Raw genomic sequence first — 16,242 nt, forward strand, 5'->3', positions numbered from 1 at the left:
GGGGAAATCTGGTGCAAACAAAAAGCTTAACACAGCTCGATACACCTTTATTCGATGCGCTGCTGGCGCATGCGAAACGTCAACCAATTCAATTTCATATTCCCGGTCATAAAAATGGCCAAGGGATGGATCCTGCTTTTCGATCATTTATCGGTCAAAATGCGCTCGATATTGATTTAATCAATATCGCTCCGCTTGATGACCTTCATCATCCAAAAGGCATTATCAAAGATGCCCACCGACTTGCGGCGCAAGCCTTCCATGCTGACGAAACATTTTTCTCGGTTCAGGGAACTTCAACCGCCATCATGGCAATGATCATGAGTGTCGTCGGTCCGGACGATAAAATTCTTGTTCCGCGAAATGTCCATAAATCGGTGATGTCGGCTATCGTTCTTTCTGGAGCGCATCCGATTTTCATTCATCCGGAGTTTGATGAAATGTTCGGCATCGCACACGGGATTACACCAAGTGCCGTCGAACGTGCACTCAGCCTGCACCCGGATACAAAAGCCGTCCTCGTGATCAATCCGACGTATTTCGGCGTTGCTGGCGACCTGGAGAGCATCGTTACGCTGGCACATAGTAAAGGGATTCCCGTCCTTGTCGATGAAGCACACGGCGTCCATATCGCGTTTCACGATGATATGCCATTATCCGCAATGCAGGCAGGCGCTGACCTTGCTGCGACGAGCGTGCATAAACTTGGTGGCTCTTTGACAGGGAGTTCTGTCTTAAACGTCCGTCGTGGTCTTGTGTCGCCCGATAAGGTACAAGCCGTCCTCTCGATGCTGACGACGACTTCAACCTCTTATTTGTTGCTTGCGTCACTCGACTGTGCCCGTCGTCACCTTGCCATCAATGGTGAGGCGATGAACCGTCGCGCACTCGAACTCGCGACGCGGATGCGAATGGGGCTCGCCAAGCTTCCTTATCTCGCCGTCTTCGGAGAAGCCGATCTGCACTCGAGTGCAACCTTTGCCTTCGATCCGACAAAAGTCTTGATTTCTGTCAAAGGACTCGGAATTTCCGGTCATCTCGTCGAGGAATTTTTACGGGAAGAACACCGGATTGAAGTCGAGCTTTCTGACTTAAACAACATTTTGTTGATCATCACGTCCGGTGATTCAGAAGAGACGATTGACGCCTTGCTCAAAGGAATGGCTGAACTGGTCGAACGACACCGGGATACGGGTTCAAAAACCGCTTCCCATTCGATCGTCTTACCCGATATCCCTGCGCTTGCGCTCAGCCCGCGGGACGCCTTCTATGAGGAGACGGAGACTATTCCGCTCGCAGATGCGGTCGGCCGTATTTCGGCAGAATTCATGATGGTCTATCCGCCTGGTATCCCAATCTTCATTCCAGGGGAAATGATTACGACCGACAACTTGGCGTACATCAAAGAAAACATCGAAGCCGGTCTGCCGGTTCAAGGTCTCGAAGATCACACACTCGAAACCATCAAAGTCATTCAACAATCCAATGCCATCCGGTAACGGGTTTATTCCAAAAATCCTGCAGGTGCGTAAAGCACCTGCAGGATTTTTTTTAGTCCGCCTGTTCATAACGGGGGACGTAAGGTAACAGGGTTCCTAAAAAGTCTCCGACCGCCCCAGCATCGATCGGATCCACATCAAGTATCCGGTGCAGGACATCTGCGTCGAGGACATCTTCATGATCCAACAAAGCTGCGCGTCCGCTGCTGAGGCTGACGACCAACATCTTCCCGAAAAATTGACCTGTAAAGATCACACCAAAATCGTACCGGGCATGATCAGTTGTGACACCAATGAATCGGACCTTATCCACTTCTGAGACATGATACAGTTCTTCGATCGGAGACAATTGAGGTTCCACTGCAACTCACCCTCTCTTTTTTTATTCTTTTCCTATTTTTAAGCAGAGTTAAACGAACAAAAAAGACCTTGAAACGGTCGGCTCCCCGTTTCAAGGTCTTCGTTACTTATTTGATGATGTGGATCGGGCTTCCGATTGCTACTTCAGCTGTTTCCATTGCGATTTCACCAAGTGAAGGGTGTGCATGGATTGTGAGTGCGATATCTTCAGCAGTCATTCCAGACTCGATTGCGAGTCCCATCTCTGCGATCATGTCAGATGCGCCGGTACCAGCGATTTGAGCACCGATCAAGAGACCGTCTGATTTGCGTGTGATCATTTTCAAGAAGCCGTCTGGCTCGTTGAGTGCAAGAGCACGTCCGTTTGCAGCGTAAGGGAATTTAGAAGCGAGGTAATCAAGACCTTCTTCTTTTGCTTGCGCTTCTGTATAACCGACTGTTGCGAGTTCTGGGTCTGTGAAGACAACCGCAGGAATCGCACTGTAGTCGAGGTATGCCGGGTGTCCAGCAGCCGCTTCAGCAGCAATTTTCGCTTCGAATGAAGCTTTGTGTGCAAGTGGTGGTCCAGGAACGATGTCACCGATTGCGTAGATGTTTTCGTTCGACGTACGGCACTGATCGTCGATTTCAACAAGTCCGCGTTCGCTGACTTTGACTTCTGCCATTTCAAGACCGAGATCAGATGTGTTCGGGCGACGACCAACTGTGACGAGGACATAGTCCGCTTCGACAGTTTGTGTTTCACCTTTGACTTCAAACGTAACTTTCACGCCTTCTTCTGTCTCTTCAACACTTTGTGCAAGTGCTTCGTTGTGAATCGTGATGTTTCCTTTTTGTTTGAGCTTTTTCTTGACGACTTGCGTCATTGCCGGCTCGAACCCAGAAAGGATATCTTTTGTTCCTTCTAAAATGACAACTTCAGTATCAAAGTTTGCATACGCTGTTCCAAGCTCCATTCCGATGTATCCTCCACCGATGACGATGAGTTTTTTCGGAAGTTCAGGAAGGTTCAAAGCGCCTGTTGAAGAAAGGACACGTTTTGACCATTTGAATGCTGGAAGTTCGATTGGAGTCGAACCTGTTGCGATGATACATTTTTTGAATTTGTAAGGTGTAGAAGAATCTTCGTTGATGATACGAACTGTATCTTCAGATTGGAAGTACGCTTCCCCAACAACTGTCTCGACGTTGTTACCTTTAAGAAGGCCACCAACACCGCCAGTCAATTTGTTGACGACAGACTGTTTCCAAGATTGAACTTTTGAGAAATCGACTGCAACGTTTTCAGACGTGATTCCCATTGAGTCAGAACCTTTTGCATGTTGGAAGTTATGTCCAGCTGTGATCAAGGCTTTTGACGGGATACATCCGACGTTCAAACAAACACCACCGACGTTTTCACGTTCGACGATTGTTACTTTAAGTCCGAGTTGCGCACCGCGGATTGCAGCGACGTAACCACCAGGGCCAGCCCCGATTACGAGTAAATCTGTTTCTTGTGCGAATTCACCTACTACCATTGCTTATCCCTCCATAATGAGAAGTTGTGGGTCGTTCAACAAGCGTTTAACCAAGTTAAGCGCGTTTTGTGCAGTTGCACCATCGATGAGACGGTGGTCAAAGCTGAATGAAAGAGCGAGTACTGGTGCCGCAACGATTTCACCGTTTTTGACGACTGCTTTTTCAGCAATACGGCCGATTCCGAGAATTGCAACTTCTGGGTGGTTGATGACCGGTGTGAACCATTGTCCGCCAGCAGAACCGATGTTTGTAATCGTGATCGATCCGCCTTTCATTTCCTCACCAGAAAGTTTACCTTCACGTGCTTTACCAGCAAGATCGTTGATGTTGTCTGCTAATGCAAAGATTGATTTACGGTCTGCATCTTTGACGACAGGAACAACAAGACCGTTGTCTGTGTCTGCTGCGATACCGATGTTGAAGTAGTTTTTGTAAACGACTTCTTCGTTGACATCGTCGATTGATGCGTTGATGGCAGGGTATTTCTTAGCCGCTGCTGTCAATGCTTTCACGACGAATGGAAGGTATGTCAATTTCGTACCTTGTGCCGCTGCAACTTCTTTGAAGTTTTTGCGAAGAGCAACAAGATTCGTTACATCGACTTCGTCCATCAACGTTACGTGTGGAGCCGTGTGTTTCGAGTTGACCATTGCTTTCGAAATCGCTTTACGGATTCCTTTGATCTTCTCGCGTGTTTCAAGCTCAGGCTGAGCCGCAACGTAAGGTTTCACTTCAGATTTAGGTGCTGAAGCTTGTGCCGCTGGTGCTTTTTCTTCTGTTGCTGGTGTAGCTGAAGCAGAAGATTGTCCACCGTTTGCGAATGCATCGATGTCTTCTTTGACAACACGACCGTTGTCACCAGAACCTTGAACTTCACGGATGTCTACGCCTTTTTCACGCGCATACTTACGTACTGAAGGCATCGCGATGACACGTTCTGATTTATGGATTTGAACTTCTGTTGGTTTGTCTTCGACTTTGCTGTCTGTGTCTTGGACATCTTTTGCGTTATCTGCTGCTTTAGGTTGTTCTGGAGCTTCTTCTTCAGAAGGAGCTGAACCTTCACCTTCAACGTCGAATGTGATCAATACGTCGCCAACGACAGCTACGACACCTTCGTCTACTGTTACTTCTTTAACTGTGCCATCAACTGGTGACGGGATTTCAACGACTGCTTTATCGTTTTGGACTTCAAGAAGAATGTCATCTTCTTTGACCGTGTCGCCTGCTTTAACGAACCACTTTACGATTTCACCTTCGTGAATACCCTCACCGATATCCGGTAATTTGAATTCAAATAAACCCATTTGAATTAGCCTCCTTTTATTTCACTCTTCAAAGTCGATTGTTATCTTTAAAACGGAAGCAAGGAGAGAATTGCCTCTCTCCTTTTTTCCGGTTCACGCTTAGAAATTGTAAACTGTTTTCACTTTTTCAACGATATCTTTGTGGTCCGGAAGCCATGCATCTTCACCTTGTGCGAATGGGAAGATTGTATCAGGAGCCGCTACACGAAGAATCGGTGCTTCAAGATCAAGAATCGCGCGCTCTTGAATTTCAGTTGCAACCATTGCAGCCACACCTGCTTGTTTCTGAGCTTCTTGAACGACGACAACACGGTTCGTTTTCTTAACTGATGCAACGATTGTGTCGATGTCAATCGGGCTGATTGTCATCAAGTCGATGATTTCAACGCTGATGTTTTCTTTTTCGAGCTCTTCAGCTGCTTTAAGTGATGCGTGAACCATTGCACCGTACGTTACGATCGTCACGTCAGTACCTTCACGTTTGATGTCAGCTTTTCCGAGTTCGATCGTGTAATCGCCCTCTGGCACTTCACCGCGGAATGAACGGTACAGTTTCATGTGCTCAAGGAACACAACTGGATCGTTGTCGCGGATTGATGCGATCAAAAGACCTTTTGCATCATACGGAGTTGAAGGGATGACGACTTTAAGTCCTGGTGACTGAGCCATTAATCCTTCCAAGTTATCTGCATGAAGCTCAGGTGTTTTAACACCGCCACCGAAAGGTGAACGGATTGTAACAGGTGCACTGTACGTGCCGCCTGAACGGTAACGTAAACGTGCGAGTTGTGCCGCTACAGAATCAAATACTTCGAATACGAATCCGAAGAATTGGATTTCCATGATTGGACGGAAACCAGTCAAGCTGAATCCGACTGCAAGACCACCGATACCAGACTCGGCAAGTGGTGTATCGAAGACACGGTCTTCGCCTAATTCATCTTGAAGACCTTCTGTCGCACGGAATACCCCACCGTTTTTACCGACGTCTTCACCGAACAAGAGAACTTGCTCGTCGCGTTTCATCTCGACGCGCATTGCGTCAGTGATCGCTTGGATCATCGTCATTTGTGCCATGGGTTATTTCGACTCCTTTGCTGTATACTCATCAAGCTGCTCTTGCAGGTTTTGTGGTAACTTTTCAGCCATCACGTTGATGAAGTCTGTTACTTTTTGTTTTGGTTCTTTATCTGCTTGAGCGAGTGCTTCTTTAACATCCGCTTTTGCTTGTTCAATCACTTCGTTCTCTTTGTCTTCGTTCCAAAGACCTTTTGTTTCCATGAACGCACGGAAACGAACGAGTGGATCTTGTGCTTGGTACTCATCGTCCATATCTTTTGTACGGTAACGTGTTGGGTCATCTCCAGCAAGTGTATGTGGTCCGTAACGATATGTGAGTGTTTCGATCAATGTCGGTACACCGTTCAGTGCTTCAACACGAGCTTGTTTTGTTGCTGCGTAGACGGCAAGAACATCCATTCCGTCAACTTGAATTCCGTTGATACCCGCTGCAACAGCTTTTTGCGCGATTGTTTTCGCCATCGATTGTTTTTCAACCGGTGTCGAAATCGCAAAACGGTTGTTTTGGACAACGAAGATCGCAGGTGCTTTGAATGCTCCGGCAAAGTTCATACCTTCGTAGAAGTCACCTTGTGATGATCCGCCATCACCTGTGTAAGTGATTGCGACTTGTTCTTTTCCACTTTTCTTAAGACCGAGTGCGACACCGGCAGCTTGCACGATTTGTGCACCGATGATGATCTGTGGCATTAAGACGTTTACACCTTCAGGAATCTTACCGCCTGTGATGTGTCCACGTGAGAACAAGAATGCTTTATAAAGCGGGAAACCGTGGAAGACCATTTGCGGGATATCACGGTAACCTGGAAGGATCCAGTCATCTTTATCTAAAGCGAATTGTGAACCGATCATTGACGCTTCTTGTCCTGCGACTGGCGCATAGAAACCAAGACGTCCTTGACGGTTGAGTGAGATTGCGCGTTGGTCCCAAATACGTGTGTAGACGAGACGACGCATTAATTCCGTAAGCTCTTCATCTGAGAGATCCGGCATAGCGTCTTTGTTGACGACTTCACCTTTCTCATCCAGAATGCGGAATGTTTCAAAGTTTTCTTCCACGTTTTTAAACATGTTTAAGTTCATCTTTTCACCTCATCCTTTCACTGTGCTCAGCGAAATATTCCTCTGACTGATTTGCTCACATACGAATAGTGTTCAAAAAATGAAGTCCCGTATGACCTTTTCTTGAACATATATCTGTGTACCTATCCAGTTGAGTAAACTGTATTAACATGACGAGACACGAATGCATGTCTTGTTCATTACGTTACAAGTATAAAACTGTAACACCTATAAAATCAAAGGAAATGTTTTATTTTTTTTAGCGAACTCTCTTGTGAAATGCATCACATTTTAAGAACGTTGCTACTTCTGTACTATTCAACTATCGGCACCTGTGTTAGTTATTAATATTCCTCCCTTGTTATGCTATAATTTTTTTAGATGAAAGGGGTGCTGTTCATGATTACCATGAATGAGATTGTCCGGGAAGACGTACCTTCGCTTCACGAACGATCTGTCGACGTTACCTTCCCACTGAGTGAGGAAGATAAAGAAACGATGCGTCTTATGATGGAATATTTGTCCAACAGTCAAGACGATGAACTAGCTGAAAAATATGATTTGCGCAGCGGGATCGGATTAGCCGCTCCCCAGATTGGCGTCAATAAACGGATGTTCGCCGTTCGTTTACAGGACGGGGATGATTTACTTGAGTTCGGGATCTACAATCCTAAAATCATCAGTCACTCCGTAGAACAAACGTATCTGGCCGGAGGCGAAGGCTGTTTATCCGTCGATCGTGAAGTCGAAGGACACGTACCGCGCTATATGCGTATTACCCTGTCTGGGATCGATCATAACGGAAATCCTGTAAAATTAAGATTAAAAGGATTAAAAGCCGTCGTCTGTCAGCATGAATACGATCACTTGGACGGTATCATGTTTTATGACCGAATCGATGACAAGGAGCCGTTCAAGGATTACGGTTCACCGCTCTGAGAAACACATAAAAAAAGACATTCCCACAATGTGGGAATGTCTTTTTTTGGCGTCACACTTCCATGATGATCGGCATGACCATTGGATGACGTTGTGTTTTTTCTGTCAAATAAGGTGTCAGCGTATCGTTGATCACTTGTTTGATGTCCGTCCATTTCGTATTGCGGTTCGCAAGAGACTGCTCAAGCGACCGTTTCAAGAGACGTTCGGCATCTTTAATCAAGTTGCCGGACTCACGCATATAGACGAATCCGCGTGAAATGATGTCCGGTCCGGAGACGAGACGGTTCGTTTTGGAATCGAGTGTCACGACGACGACGACGAGTCCTTCTTCCGAAAGAATACGACGATCACGCAGGACGATGTTTCCAATATCTCCAATTCCTTTTCCATCTACATAAACAGCATTGGCTTGGATTTTCCCGGTAATCGCTGCTGCATTGGCATCAAGCGCCAATACTTCGCCATTATCCATGACGAAACAATTTTCTTCCGGAACACCTGCATCCATCGCAAGCGACATATGTTTTTTGAGCATCCGGTATTCCCCGTGGATCGGCATGAAATACTTCGGTTTTAACAGGCGGAGCATCAACAACTGTTCCTGCTGGCTTCCGTGACCTGACGTATGGATATCGTTTAACTTGCCGTACATGACATCAGCACCCGCTTTATACAGCTGGTTGATGGTTTTCCCGACCGAAACGACGTTTCCTGGGATTGGTGATGAAGAGAAGATGACCAAATCGTCAGGAATGATTGAGATTTGACGGTGCGTTCCGTTGGCGATTCGACTGAGCGCCGCCATCGGCTCACCTTGCGATCCTGTACACAGAATCGTCAATTCATTCGCTTTGTATCGTTTCATTTCATTTGGTTCGATGATGGTCCCTTTTGGCGCTTTGATAAAATCAAGCTCTTGACCAATCATCATGACTTTATCCATGCTGCGTCCGAAGACGACGATTTTCCGACCGGCTTCGACCGATGCATTGACGACTTGTTGCAGACGGTAGATATTCGAGGCAAAGGTCGCAAAGATGATCCGTCCCTCTGCTTTACGGAAGATGTTTGAAATCGTATCCCCGACGACTCGTTCACTCATCGTAAAGCCTTCGATCTCCGCATTCGTTGAATCGGACAAGAGGCAAAGTACACCCTCTTTTCCAAGTTCAGCCATCTTCGTCAGATCAGCTGGTTCTCCAACCGGCGTAAAGTCGAATTTAAAGTCACCGGTATGAACGATGTTACCTTGTGGCGTTTTGACGACGACTCCAAATGAATTTGGAATCGAGTGGGTTGTACGGAAAAACGAGATGCTTGTCTTCCGGAATTTGATGATCGAATCTTCATCAATTTCGTGAAGTTCTGCATTCCGCAACAAACCGTGCTCTTCCAGCTTCACTTTAATGAGACCAAGCGCAATTTTCCCCGCGTAGATCGGTAAGTTCACCTGCTTCAACAAGAACGGCAGACCACCGATATGGTCTTCGTGACCGTGGGTGATGAAGACACCTTTTACTTTTTCTTTGTTTTTGATCAAATACGTATAATCTGGAATGACATAATCAATCCCAAGTAATTCATCTTCCGGGAACATGACACCAGCATCGATGACGATGATCTCATCCTGAAATTGGACGACATACGTGTTCTTCCCGATTTCTCCTAAACCGCCGAGTGCGAATACGGCTGCTTGATGGTTTTTAACGAACTTCATGCGAACGTTTCAACCTTGTAGTCTGGGCTTAATTTTTCATATTCCAAAAACTCTCCGCTGACTTCGCGGATGAATTCGACGTTAATGTCTTTGATGAGATGATCAATCGCTGTTCGCACTTCACGAATGTTCTCTCCTTCGACGTACATCACTTCTGTTCGTTCCCGTACCGGGGCTTCTGAACGAAGCGGTTGATAAAATACTTTAAAAATCATGTTTAGCAACTCCTTATCAGTCCATTGTTTTTTGTCCTTAGATTAGTATACACGATATCCTACTATTTTTTCATCCTATTCCTCATCCAAGCTCTGCGTAAATGGGAACGCTGTGCTATAATTCCACATGTATCCGGCTGAAAAGCCAATTAAAAAGAGAAGGTGAAACCATGGCAAATCAGAAAGTCGTCTTTTTCGATATCGATGGAACCTTACTTCACGATGGACATTTCGTTCCAGAGTCAACGAAACAAGCGATCAAACAACTACAAGCGAATGGTGTTTATGTCGCCATCGCAACAGGACGTGGACCGGCTATGTTGTCCGGTGTACGTGAACTGCTGAATATCGACACCATCATTGGTTACAACGGACAAATCGTCGTCCATCAAAATGAAATCATCTACAAACGCCCTCAGCCGATTGCTGATCTTGAACACTTAACGGCTCGAGCGCAGAAGAATGGACATACACTCGTCTACTTAGGCGAAAAACAGGGCTTCTCGACGCAGCCTGCCGATGAGTTAGTGAAAGCATCTCTTGGAGGGCTTGATATCCCACTCCCTTCATTTAAAGAACAGCCTTTTTTGACGCACGACGTCTTCCAGACCCTTGTCTATTGTACAGCGGAAGAAGAAGCGGAATATGTCAAAAATTATCAAGCGTTTGATTTCATCCGCTGGCATCCAAATGCGATGGATGTCATCAACGTCGGTTCCTCTAAAGCAGACGGCATCAAACAATTCTTAAAACTGACGAATATACGACGTGAAGATACGTTTGCGTTTGGTGATGCCTTAAATGACTTGGAGATGTTACGTTATGTCGGAACGGGCATCGCGATGGGGAACGGTCTTGACGAAACGAAAGCAGCTGCCGACTTCGTCACTAAACACATTTTAGAAGATGGTATTGCTCACGGATTAAAAGAATTCCAACTGATTTAATCCATTGGCGACAAGTAAAGGGAAGATCACGAAACCGTGATCTTCCCTTTGTTTTTAGTTTTTCACTTTATGGATGGCACGTTCGAGACGATCCAAGTCATCGTTTTCGCCAATCACGACAAGGTAATCTCCTTTTTCAATCAGCTCATCGGCCTGCAGGGAAATCATGACGTTTTCTCCCCGCTTGATGGCCACGACATTTGCTCCGTACTTGCTGCGTAAATCAAGATCAATCAACGTTTGGTTTGCCATCCGATCGCTGACTTTGATCTCAACGATGGAGAATTCCTGCGACAAGTCGAGATAGTCGAGGATGTTTGAACTCATCAATCCGTTGGCAATCCGCACACCCATATCCCGCTCCGGATGGACGATGAAGTCTGCCCCGATTTTTCGTAATACCTTTTCATGGTAGTCGTTCGTTGCTTTGACGGTGATGGACTGCACACCAAGCTCCTTTAAAATCAAGGTCGTTAAAATCGAAGCCTGGATGTTCTCTCCGATTGCTACGATGACATGATCAAAGTTTCGGATACCGAGGCTTTTTAGGACGTTCTCATCTGTCGTATCTGCGATAACGGAATGTGTCGCAATCCCCATATATTCGTTGACGCGTTCTTCATCTGAATCAATCGCCAGGACGTCGTATCCATTTTTCGATAACTCCCGGACGATGGAACCCCCGAACCGTCCTAATCCGATTACTGCAAATTCTCCATTCATTTTTTCAACTCTCCTTCACGTTTCTGCTTCAGTAGTAGTTTACCCGATTCATTTATAAAATACTATGAACGCTTTCACAACGTCGTTCCGACTTTTTTATAGGCGATCCAGACGGCAAAAAAAGATATACAATCCAGAAACGGATTGTATATCTCCTGTTCACTCATTTCCTGCTCATTTTGATTTTTTCCCACTGACATAATCATTGTCGAATAAGAATAAACGTAAGATCAAATAGAGGGCCGGAATCAATAACATCAGTCCGAAGATAAAGACGACGACAAGCGCGGTCGCCATTGTCTCATTTACGACGGCTTTATTGATATCGATGTACGGATAGAGGATATACGGCAGGTGCGTATAACCATAGCCGAACCAAGCGACGCCATATTGTGCCATGACGGCAATGAAGGCGATGCCGTAGTTCTTTTTCAAATAGACAAGTGTGACTGCAACACAGAAGAAGATGAAACTTGCTGCGAACCACCACCAGTTTCCGTTCAAAATGTTCTCATAATGCCAAGCTGCCTGATTTTTTAAACCAAAGAAGACTAACGCACAGACAACGATGGTCGGAATGCTCCAGAACAATGCCCATTTACGAATGAGCGGAGTCGCGTTCTCATCTTTCGCTTTATCCGCGTAGAATAATAAGAACATCGCACTGATGTACAAGACAGAAACGATGGCGAGCGCAACGACTGTCCAAGAATAAAAGTTCGTGAACAACTTTGTCCCAAGGAACTCCACCGTCTCATTTGTCTTGCGAATGAAACCACCTTGACTGATCGTCAAGGTCGTTGACATTGCTGCCGGAATCAATAATCCTGTCGCACCGTATAAAAACGTATAGAACATGCTGTCGTTTGATCCGTAGTTGGCAAACGCATAAAAGCTACCACGAATCGCAATCAGTACTAAGACGATTGAGGCCGGAACGAGCAGCGCTGTTCCGTAATAGTACGCCGTATCCGGAAAGAATCCGACGAGTCCGACAAAGAAGAAGACGAAAAAGACATTCGTCACTTCCCAGACCGGAGAGAGATAACGTAAGATCAGACGGTTCGTCAGATGATCACGTTTTGTATATTTTGAATAGAACGCATAAAAACCGGCACCGAAGTCAATTGAGGCAACGATGAGATATCCATAAAGGAACGTCCAAAGTACGGTTATTCCAAGTGTTTGAATGTCCAACTCGTTCCCTCCTTATTTATTGTCGTCGGCAAACATCGCTTCACCACGTGAATGATGATCATCTGCAAGTTCTTTGCCAACAGGGTTATTTTTAAACATCCGTAACAAGACGACCGTACAGATCGTTCCCAGTAACAGATACAGTAAGCTGAATAAAATCAACATTGGTCCAACAGCCGTCGACGTTGTCGCCGCATCAGCCGTTCTCATAATACCATAAAGTGTCCATGGTTGGCGTCCGATTTCCGCATACATCCAACCGGCTTCAATTGAGACGATGGCAAGTGGTCCACCGATGAAAATACCGCGCAGTAACCACTTATTATACGGATTTAATTTCTTGAGACGGAACGCGAGAACGAACAGCGCCGAGATGGCCGCCAGATACATTCCGATCGATACCATGATGTCGAAGAAGTAGTGGACAAACAGCGGTGCCTGATCCTCTTTGGCGAACTCGTTTAATCCGATGACTTCCGTATCAGGTGCTCCACCCGCAAGAATCGATAGTGCATACGGAATCTTGATGGCGCCTTTGATTTCGTAGCTGCCGTCTTCTTGTTCATCTAAAATACCACCAAAGATTAATTCTGCTTCGCTTGTCGTTTCAAAATGCCACTCTGCAGCCGCTAATTTTTCCGGCTGGTACTTCGCTAAATATTTACCTGAGAAATCTCCGACAAGTGCTGTCGAAAAGGCGAAAATCAAACCGGCCATGACTGTTAAGCGAAGGGCTTTTTTATGATAAGCCGTTTCCGCTGCCGACAATGTTTTTTTCCGTAACAGGTGGAAGGCAGCAATTGCAGCCAAGATAAAGGCAACTGTCAAATATGCCGAGACGATGACGTGTGTTGCTTTTGTCGGCGTCGCTGTATTGAACATCGCTTTTAACGGTTCGATTTGTGTTAACGTTCCGTTGACGATTTTAAAACCTTCCGGTGAGTTCATGAACGAGTTGACTGTCGTAATGAAGAAAGCGGACAAAGTCGCACCGATGACGACAGGAATCCCGATCAACCAGTGTAACCACGGGTTTTTAAATCGATCCCATGTGTACAGGTAGATTCCTAGGAAAATCGCTTCAAAGAAAAATGCGAATGTTTCCATGAACAACGGCAACGCAATCGTTTGACCGGCTACCTGCATTAAGGACGGCCATAAGAGTGATAATTGCAACCCGATTGCTGTTCCGGTCACGACACCTACTGCTACTGTTACGATATAACCGCGCGTCCAGCGCCGAGCCAGAAGAATATAGTCTGAATCTTTTCGTTTAATTCCGATGTACTCTGCTGCGAGTACCATCAATGGAACCCCTACCCCAATCGTCGCAAAGATGATGTGGAATGCTAATGTGAGCCCTGTCAACAATCGACTGAGCATTACTGGATCATTGAACATGTGTATAGCCCCCTCTTTCTAAACGTACTTCTATATATTGTTTATATCCGTATCATAGAGAACATAATCATTTGTGTCTGTTCTTAATGTTTGATGTAACAAATTGTTCACATATACTCGTGATTTATTTCACAAAACGTTCGAAAACTGTTCCGTTCTGTGAAATGAAAGCCCTTTATTCGTTTTCATCAGGAATAAAGGGCTTCTTGTCACGTATTTTGTTTAGACATATTCTCTAAAATAATGATCGAGTAAGTTGATGATGAACGGAATCGCCTCTTCGTCTGGATTCAATGTCGGTTGATGTAGACCAGAGGTAGCATTGTTGACTCCCAACCAGAACATCATGCCCGGTATTTCTTTCAACATGAAGCCAAAATCTTCTCCCGTCATCGCTGCATCGCACTCAACATAATTGGCATTCATTTTAACGAATGATGAAAATTTGTTGACGACATTCGGGTCATTGACGACTTCATAATACCGGTTCCCAAACTGGAGATCGATTTTTACACCGAATGAAGCTTCGATTCCGCGAACGATTTCCCGAACCCGTTGTTCCAATTTTTCCATATCATTTCCGTTAAGTGCCCGCATCGTTCCGTCGAGCAACGCCCGACCCGCAATGACATTTTCCCGAATTCCCGCCTCGACCTTACCGATCGTGATGACACTACAGTTCATCGGATTGATTGATCGGCTGACGATCGTTTGCAATTGCATGATCAAAGCCGCTTGTGCGACAACAGTATCAATCGTGAGGTGAGGAAATGCCGCATGACCGCTCTGACCATAAATCGTAATATGGACTTCTCGTGCACTCGCGAACAATACACCGGGACGACTCGCAATGGTCCCGACCGGATATTCAGGTGCGACATGTAGACCGTACATCTCACTCGGACGGTATTTCTCAAACAACGGACTTTTAATCATCGGTTCCGCTCCACCCGGTCCTTCTTCTGCAGGTTGGAAAAGGAAGACGACGTCATCCATGACCGGAAGCTCGACAATCCGGCGCAACAAACCTAACGCAATTGAAGTGTGGACATCATGTCCACAGGCATGCATGAAACCGGGGTGTTCCGAGCAAAACGGTAATCCTGTTGCTTCTTCAATCGGCAATCCGTCGATATCCGCCCGATACCCGATCGTCCGATTTCCGGTCAACCCCTTGACCCGGACGAACACTCCGGTTTCGAATGTATCATAACTGACTCGATTTTCCGGATAAGACCGGATTTGATCCAAAATAAAGGCCTGCGTCTTGAACTCCTTGAAACCAGGTTCCGGTATTTTGTGAAGTTCCCGGCGCATCTCAATCGCGTATTCCATCTGACTGACTTCCTCCTTCTTCTTTGACGATGTCCCAAAATGCTTGGACTTGTTTTAACTCAAGCATGGATTCCGTTGACAAGATCCATGTATCCCGCTTTAAAATTTTCCCGGATGAGGTCTTGAGGGGAATTTGCATGACTTGACTGGCTTCATGAATCGTCGATTCCGGTAAAATCGCAAAACCGATACCGTGCAATGCCATTTGTTTGCAGGTTTCGATTTGATCAACGACCAATGTTCGCGACGGAGGACTTGAAAAACGATCCTGCCACCATTCCAAAATTTCTTGGTAATACGTCGAATCACTTTTGAATTGAATGAAAGGACGTTCGGTTTTCCGAAGTTGTTCCAGCGACGTCAATTCACTGTCGACGAGGTAAAGCGGATCAGAAAACAACCGCTCCTTGACCCCTTTCCAGTCCGGATTCCCCCGAATGATCCCGATGTGAAAATGTTCCTCGAGCATATGGCGCATCATCTCACTCGACCAGCCCGTCACGAGTTGGACCCGGACGTGGGGATAACGTTCGACGAATCGTTTTAAGACACGAGGGAGCCAGTACTGACCCATGATGGACGCTACGGCAATCCGAAGTGTCCCGTAAACCGCCCCCTCTTCCGCCGTCAATTCGCTTTTCAGTTCCAACTCTTTCCGGTTCATCTCTTTGGCCAGACCAATGACTTTTTCACCTTGAGGGGTGATGCTCAACCCACGCGAGGAACGAATGAACAATTTAGTCGCCCAGCGTCGCTCAATGGCCACGAGACGTTGACTGAGGGCCGGTTGGGATACGAAAAGTCGTTCGGCTGCTCTTCGCATATTTAATTCTTCCGATAACGTAATCAACATTTCCATTTCCGACACTTGCAATGTATGATCCGACTCCTCATGATATAAGATGGCATTAGTTTAACACGTTAGAGAGGAAGGTA

The 16,242-nt window shown here is 46.0% G+C and carries 15 protein-coding genes; 3 read left to right on the plus strand and 12 right to left on the minus strand.

Annotation, left to right across the window (positions count from 1 at the left end; translation table 11 throughout):
• Positions 1-11 precede the first annotated feature (11 nt).
• Positions 12-1,499 (plus strand): aminotransferase class I/II-fold pyridoxal phosphate-dependent enzyme, encoded by a 1,488-nt coding sequence (locus D3D03_RS07135; protein WP_028105966.1) that lies wholly within the window; start codon positions 12-14, stop codon positions 1,497-1,499.
• 52 nt (positions 1,500-1,551) lie between these two features.
• Here the strand turns inward: D3D03_RS07135 and D3D03_RS07140 are convergent, their stop codons facing one another.
• The 5 genes from D3D03_RS07140 to pdhA all read right to left on the minus strand — a co-directional run bounded on the left by D3D03_RS07140 (position 1,552) and on the right by pdhA (position 6,850).
• A complete protein-coding gene (locus tag D3D03_RS07140) occupies positions 1,552-1,860 on the minus strand; it encodes an SAV0927 family protein (RefSeq protein WP_028105965.1) in 309 nt (102 codons plus the stop codon).
• A gap of 106 nt (positions 1,861-1,966) precedes the next feature.
• Positions 1,967-3,379, minus strand: coding sequence for a dihydrolipoyl dehydrogenase (gene lpdA / locus D3D03_RS07145; protein WP_026832513.1), 1,413 nt, complete (start codon positions 3,377-3,379; stop codon positions 1,967-1,969).
• Positions 3,380-3,382: 3 nt separating this feature from the next.
• Positions 3,383-4,687, minus strand: coding sequence for a dihydrolipoamide acetyltransferase family protein (locus D3D03_RS07150; protein WP_026832512.1), 1,305 nt, complete (start codon positions 4,685-4,687; stop codon positions 3,383-3,385).
• Positions 4,688-4,786: 99 nt separating this feature from the next.
• Positions 4,787-5,764, minus strand: coding sequence for an alpha-ketoacid dehydrogenase subunit beta (locus D3D03_RS07155; protein WP_026832511.1), 978 nt, complete (start codon positions 5,762-5,764; stop codon positions 4,787-4,789).
• 3 nt (positions 5,765-5,767) lie between these two features.
• Positions 5,768-6,850: a pyruvate dehydrogenase (acetyl-transferring) E1 component subunit alpha gene (pdhA, locus tag D3D03_RS07160; protein WP_012370881.1), complete on the minus strand. Its 1,083-nt coding sequence runs from the start codon at positions 6,848-6,850 to the stop codon at positions 5,768-5,770.
• A 378-nt stretch (positions 6,851-7,228) separates the two neighbouring features.
• On the opposite strand from pdhA, the gene def reads away from it, so the two are divergent.
• The gene (def, locus tag D3D03_RS07165; protein WP_026832510.1) at positions 7,229-7,768 is read left to right on the plus strand and encodes a peptide deformylase; all 540 of its coding nucleotides are present in this window, start codon (positions 7,229-7,231) and stop codon (positions 7,766-7,768) included.
• A gap of 52 nt (positions 7,769-7,820) precedes the next feature.
• Here def and rnjA read toward each other — a convergent pair whose 3' ends face one another.
• Positions 7,821-9,488 (minus strand): ribonuclease J1, encoded by a 1,668-nt coding sequence (gene rnjA, locus D3D03_RS07170; protein WP_026832509.1) that lies wholly within the window; start codon positions 9,486-9,488, stop codon positions 7,821-7,823.
• Positions 9,485-9,703, minus strand: a complete 219-nt coding sequence (locus D3D03_RS07175; RefSeq protein ID WP_026832508.1) for a DNA-dependent RNA polymerase subunit epsilon — start codon at positions 9,701-9,703, stop codon at positions 9,485-9,487. Before D3D03_RS07175 ends, rnjA begins: the two co-directional genes overlap by 4 nt.
• Positions 9,704-9,873: 170 nt before the next feature.
• Here D3D03_RS07175 and D3D03_RS07180 point away from each other — a divergent pair, with 170 nt between their 5' ends.
• Positions 9,874-10,650: a Cof-type HAD-IIB family hydrolase gene (locus tag D3D03_RS07180; protein WP_026832507.1), complete on the plus strand. Its 777-nt coding sequence runs from the start codon at positions 9,874-9,876 to the stop codon at positions 10,648-10,650.
• A gap of 54 nt (positions 10,651-10,704) precedes the next feature.
• Here D3D03_RS07180 and D3D03_RS07185 read toward each other — a convergent pair whose 3' ends face one another.
• The 5 genes from D3D03_RS07185 to D3D03_RS07205 all read right to left on the minus strand — a co-directional run bounded on the left by D3D03_RS07185 (position 10,705) and on the right by D3D03_RS07205 (position 16,180).
• On the minus strand, positions 10,705-11,373 hold the full coding sequence (locus tag D3D03_RS07185; protein WP_012370886.1) for a potassium channel family protein: 669 nt from the start codon (positions 11,371-11,373) through the stop codon (positions 10,705-10,707).
• 174 nt (positions 11,374-11,547) lie between these two features.
• Positions 11,548-12,570: a cytochrome d ubiquinol oxidase subunit II gene (locus D3D03_RS07190; protein WP_026832505.1), complete on the minus strand. Its 1,023-nt coding sequence runs from the start codon at positions 12,568-12,570 to the stop codon at positions 11,548-11,550.
• Positions 12,571-12,582: 12 nt separating this feature from the next.
• Positions 12,583-13,971, minus strand: a complete 1,389-nt coding sequence (locus tag D3D03_RS07195) for a cytochrome ubiquinol oxidase subunit I (RefSeq protein ID WP_026832504.1) — start codon at positions 13,969-13,971, stop codon at positions 12,583-12,585.
• A gap of 222 nt (positions 13,972-14,193) precedes the next feature.
• A complete protein-coding gene (locus D3D03_RS07200) occupies positions 14,194-15,306 on the minus strand; it encodes an N-acetyldiaminopimelate deacetylase (protein ID WP_119923228.1) in 1,113 nt (370 codons plus the stop codon).
• The gene (locus D3D03_RS07205) at positions 15,290-16,180 is read right to left on the minus strand and encodes a transcriptional regulator CcpC (RefSeq protein WP_026832502.1); all 891 of its coding nucleotides are present in this window, start codon (positions 16,178-16,180) and stop codon (positions 15,290-15,292) included. The genes D3D03_RS07200 and D3D03_RS07205 overlap by 17 nt, the downstream gene beginning before the upstream one ends.
• Positions 16,181-16,242 lie beyond the last annotated feature (62 nt).

It is taken from the genome of Exiguobacterium sp. RIT452 (genome assembly GCF_003598705.1).
Classification (GTDB): domain Bacteria; phylum Bacillota; class Bacilli; order Exiguobacteriales; family Exiguobacteriaceae; genus Exiguobacterium_A; species Exiguobacterium_A undae.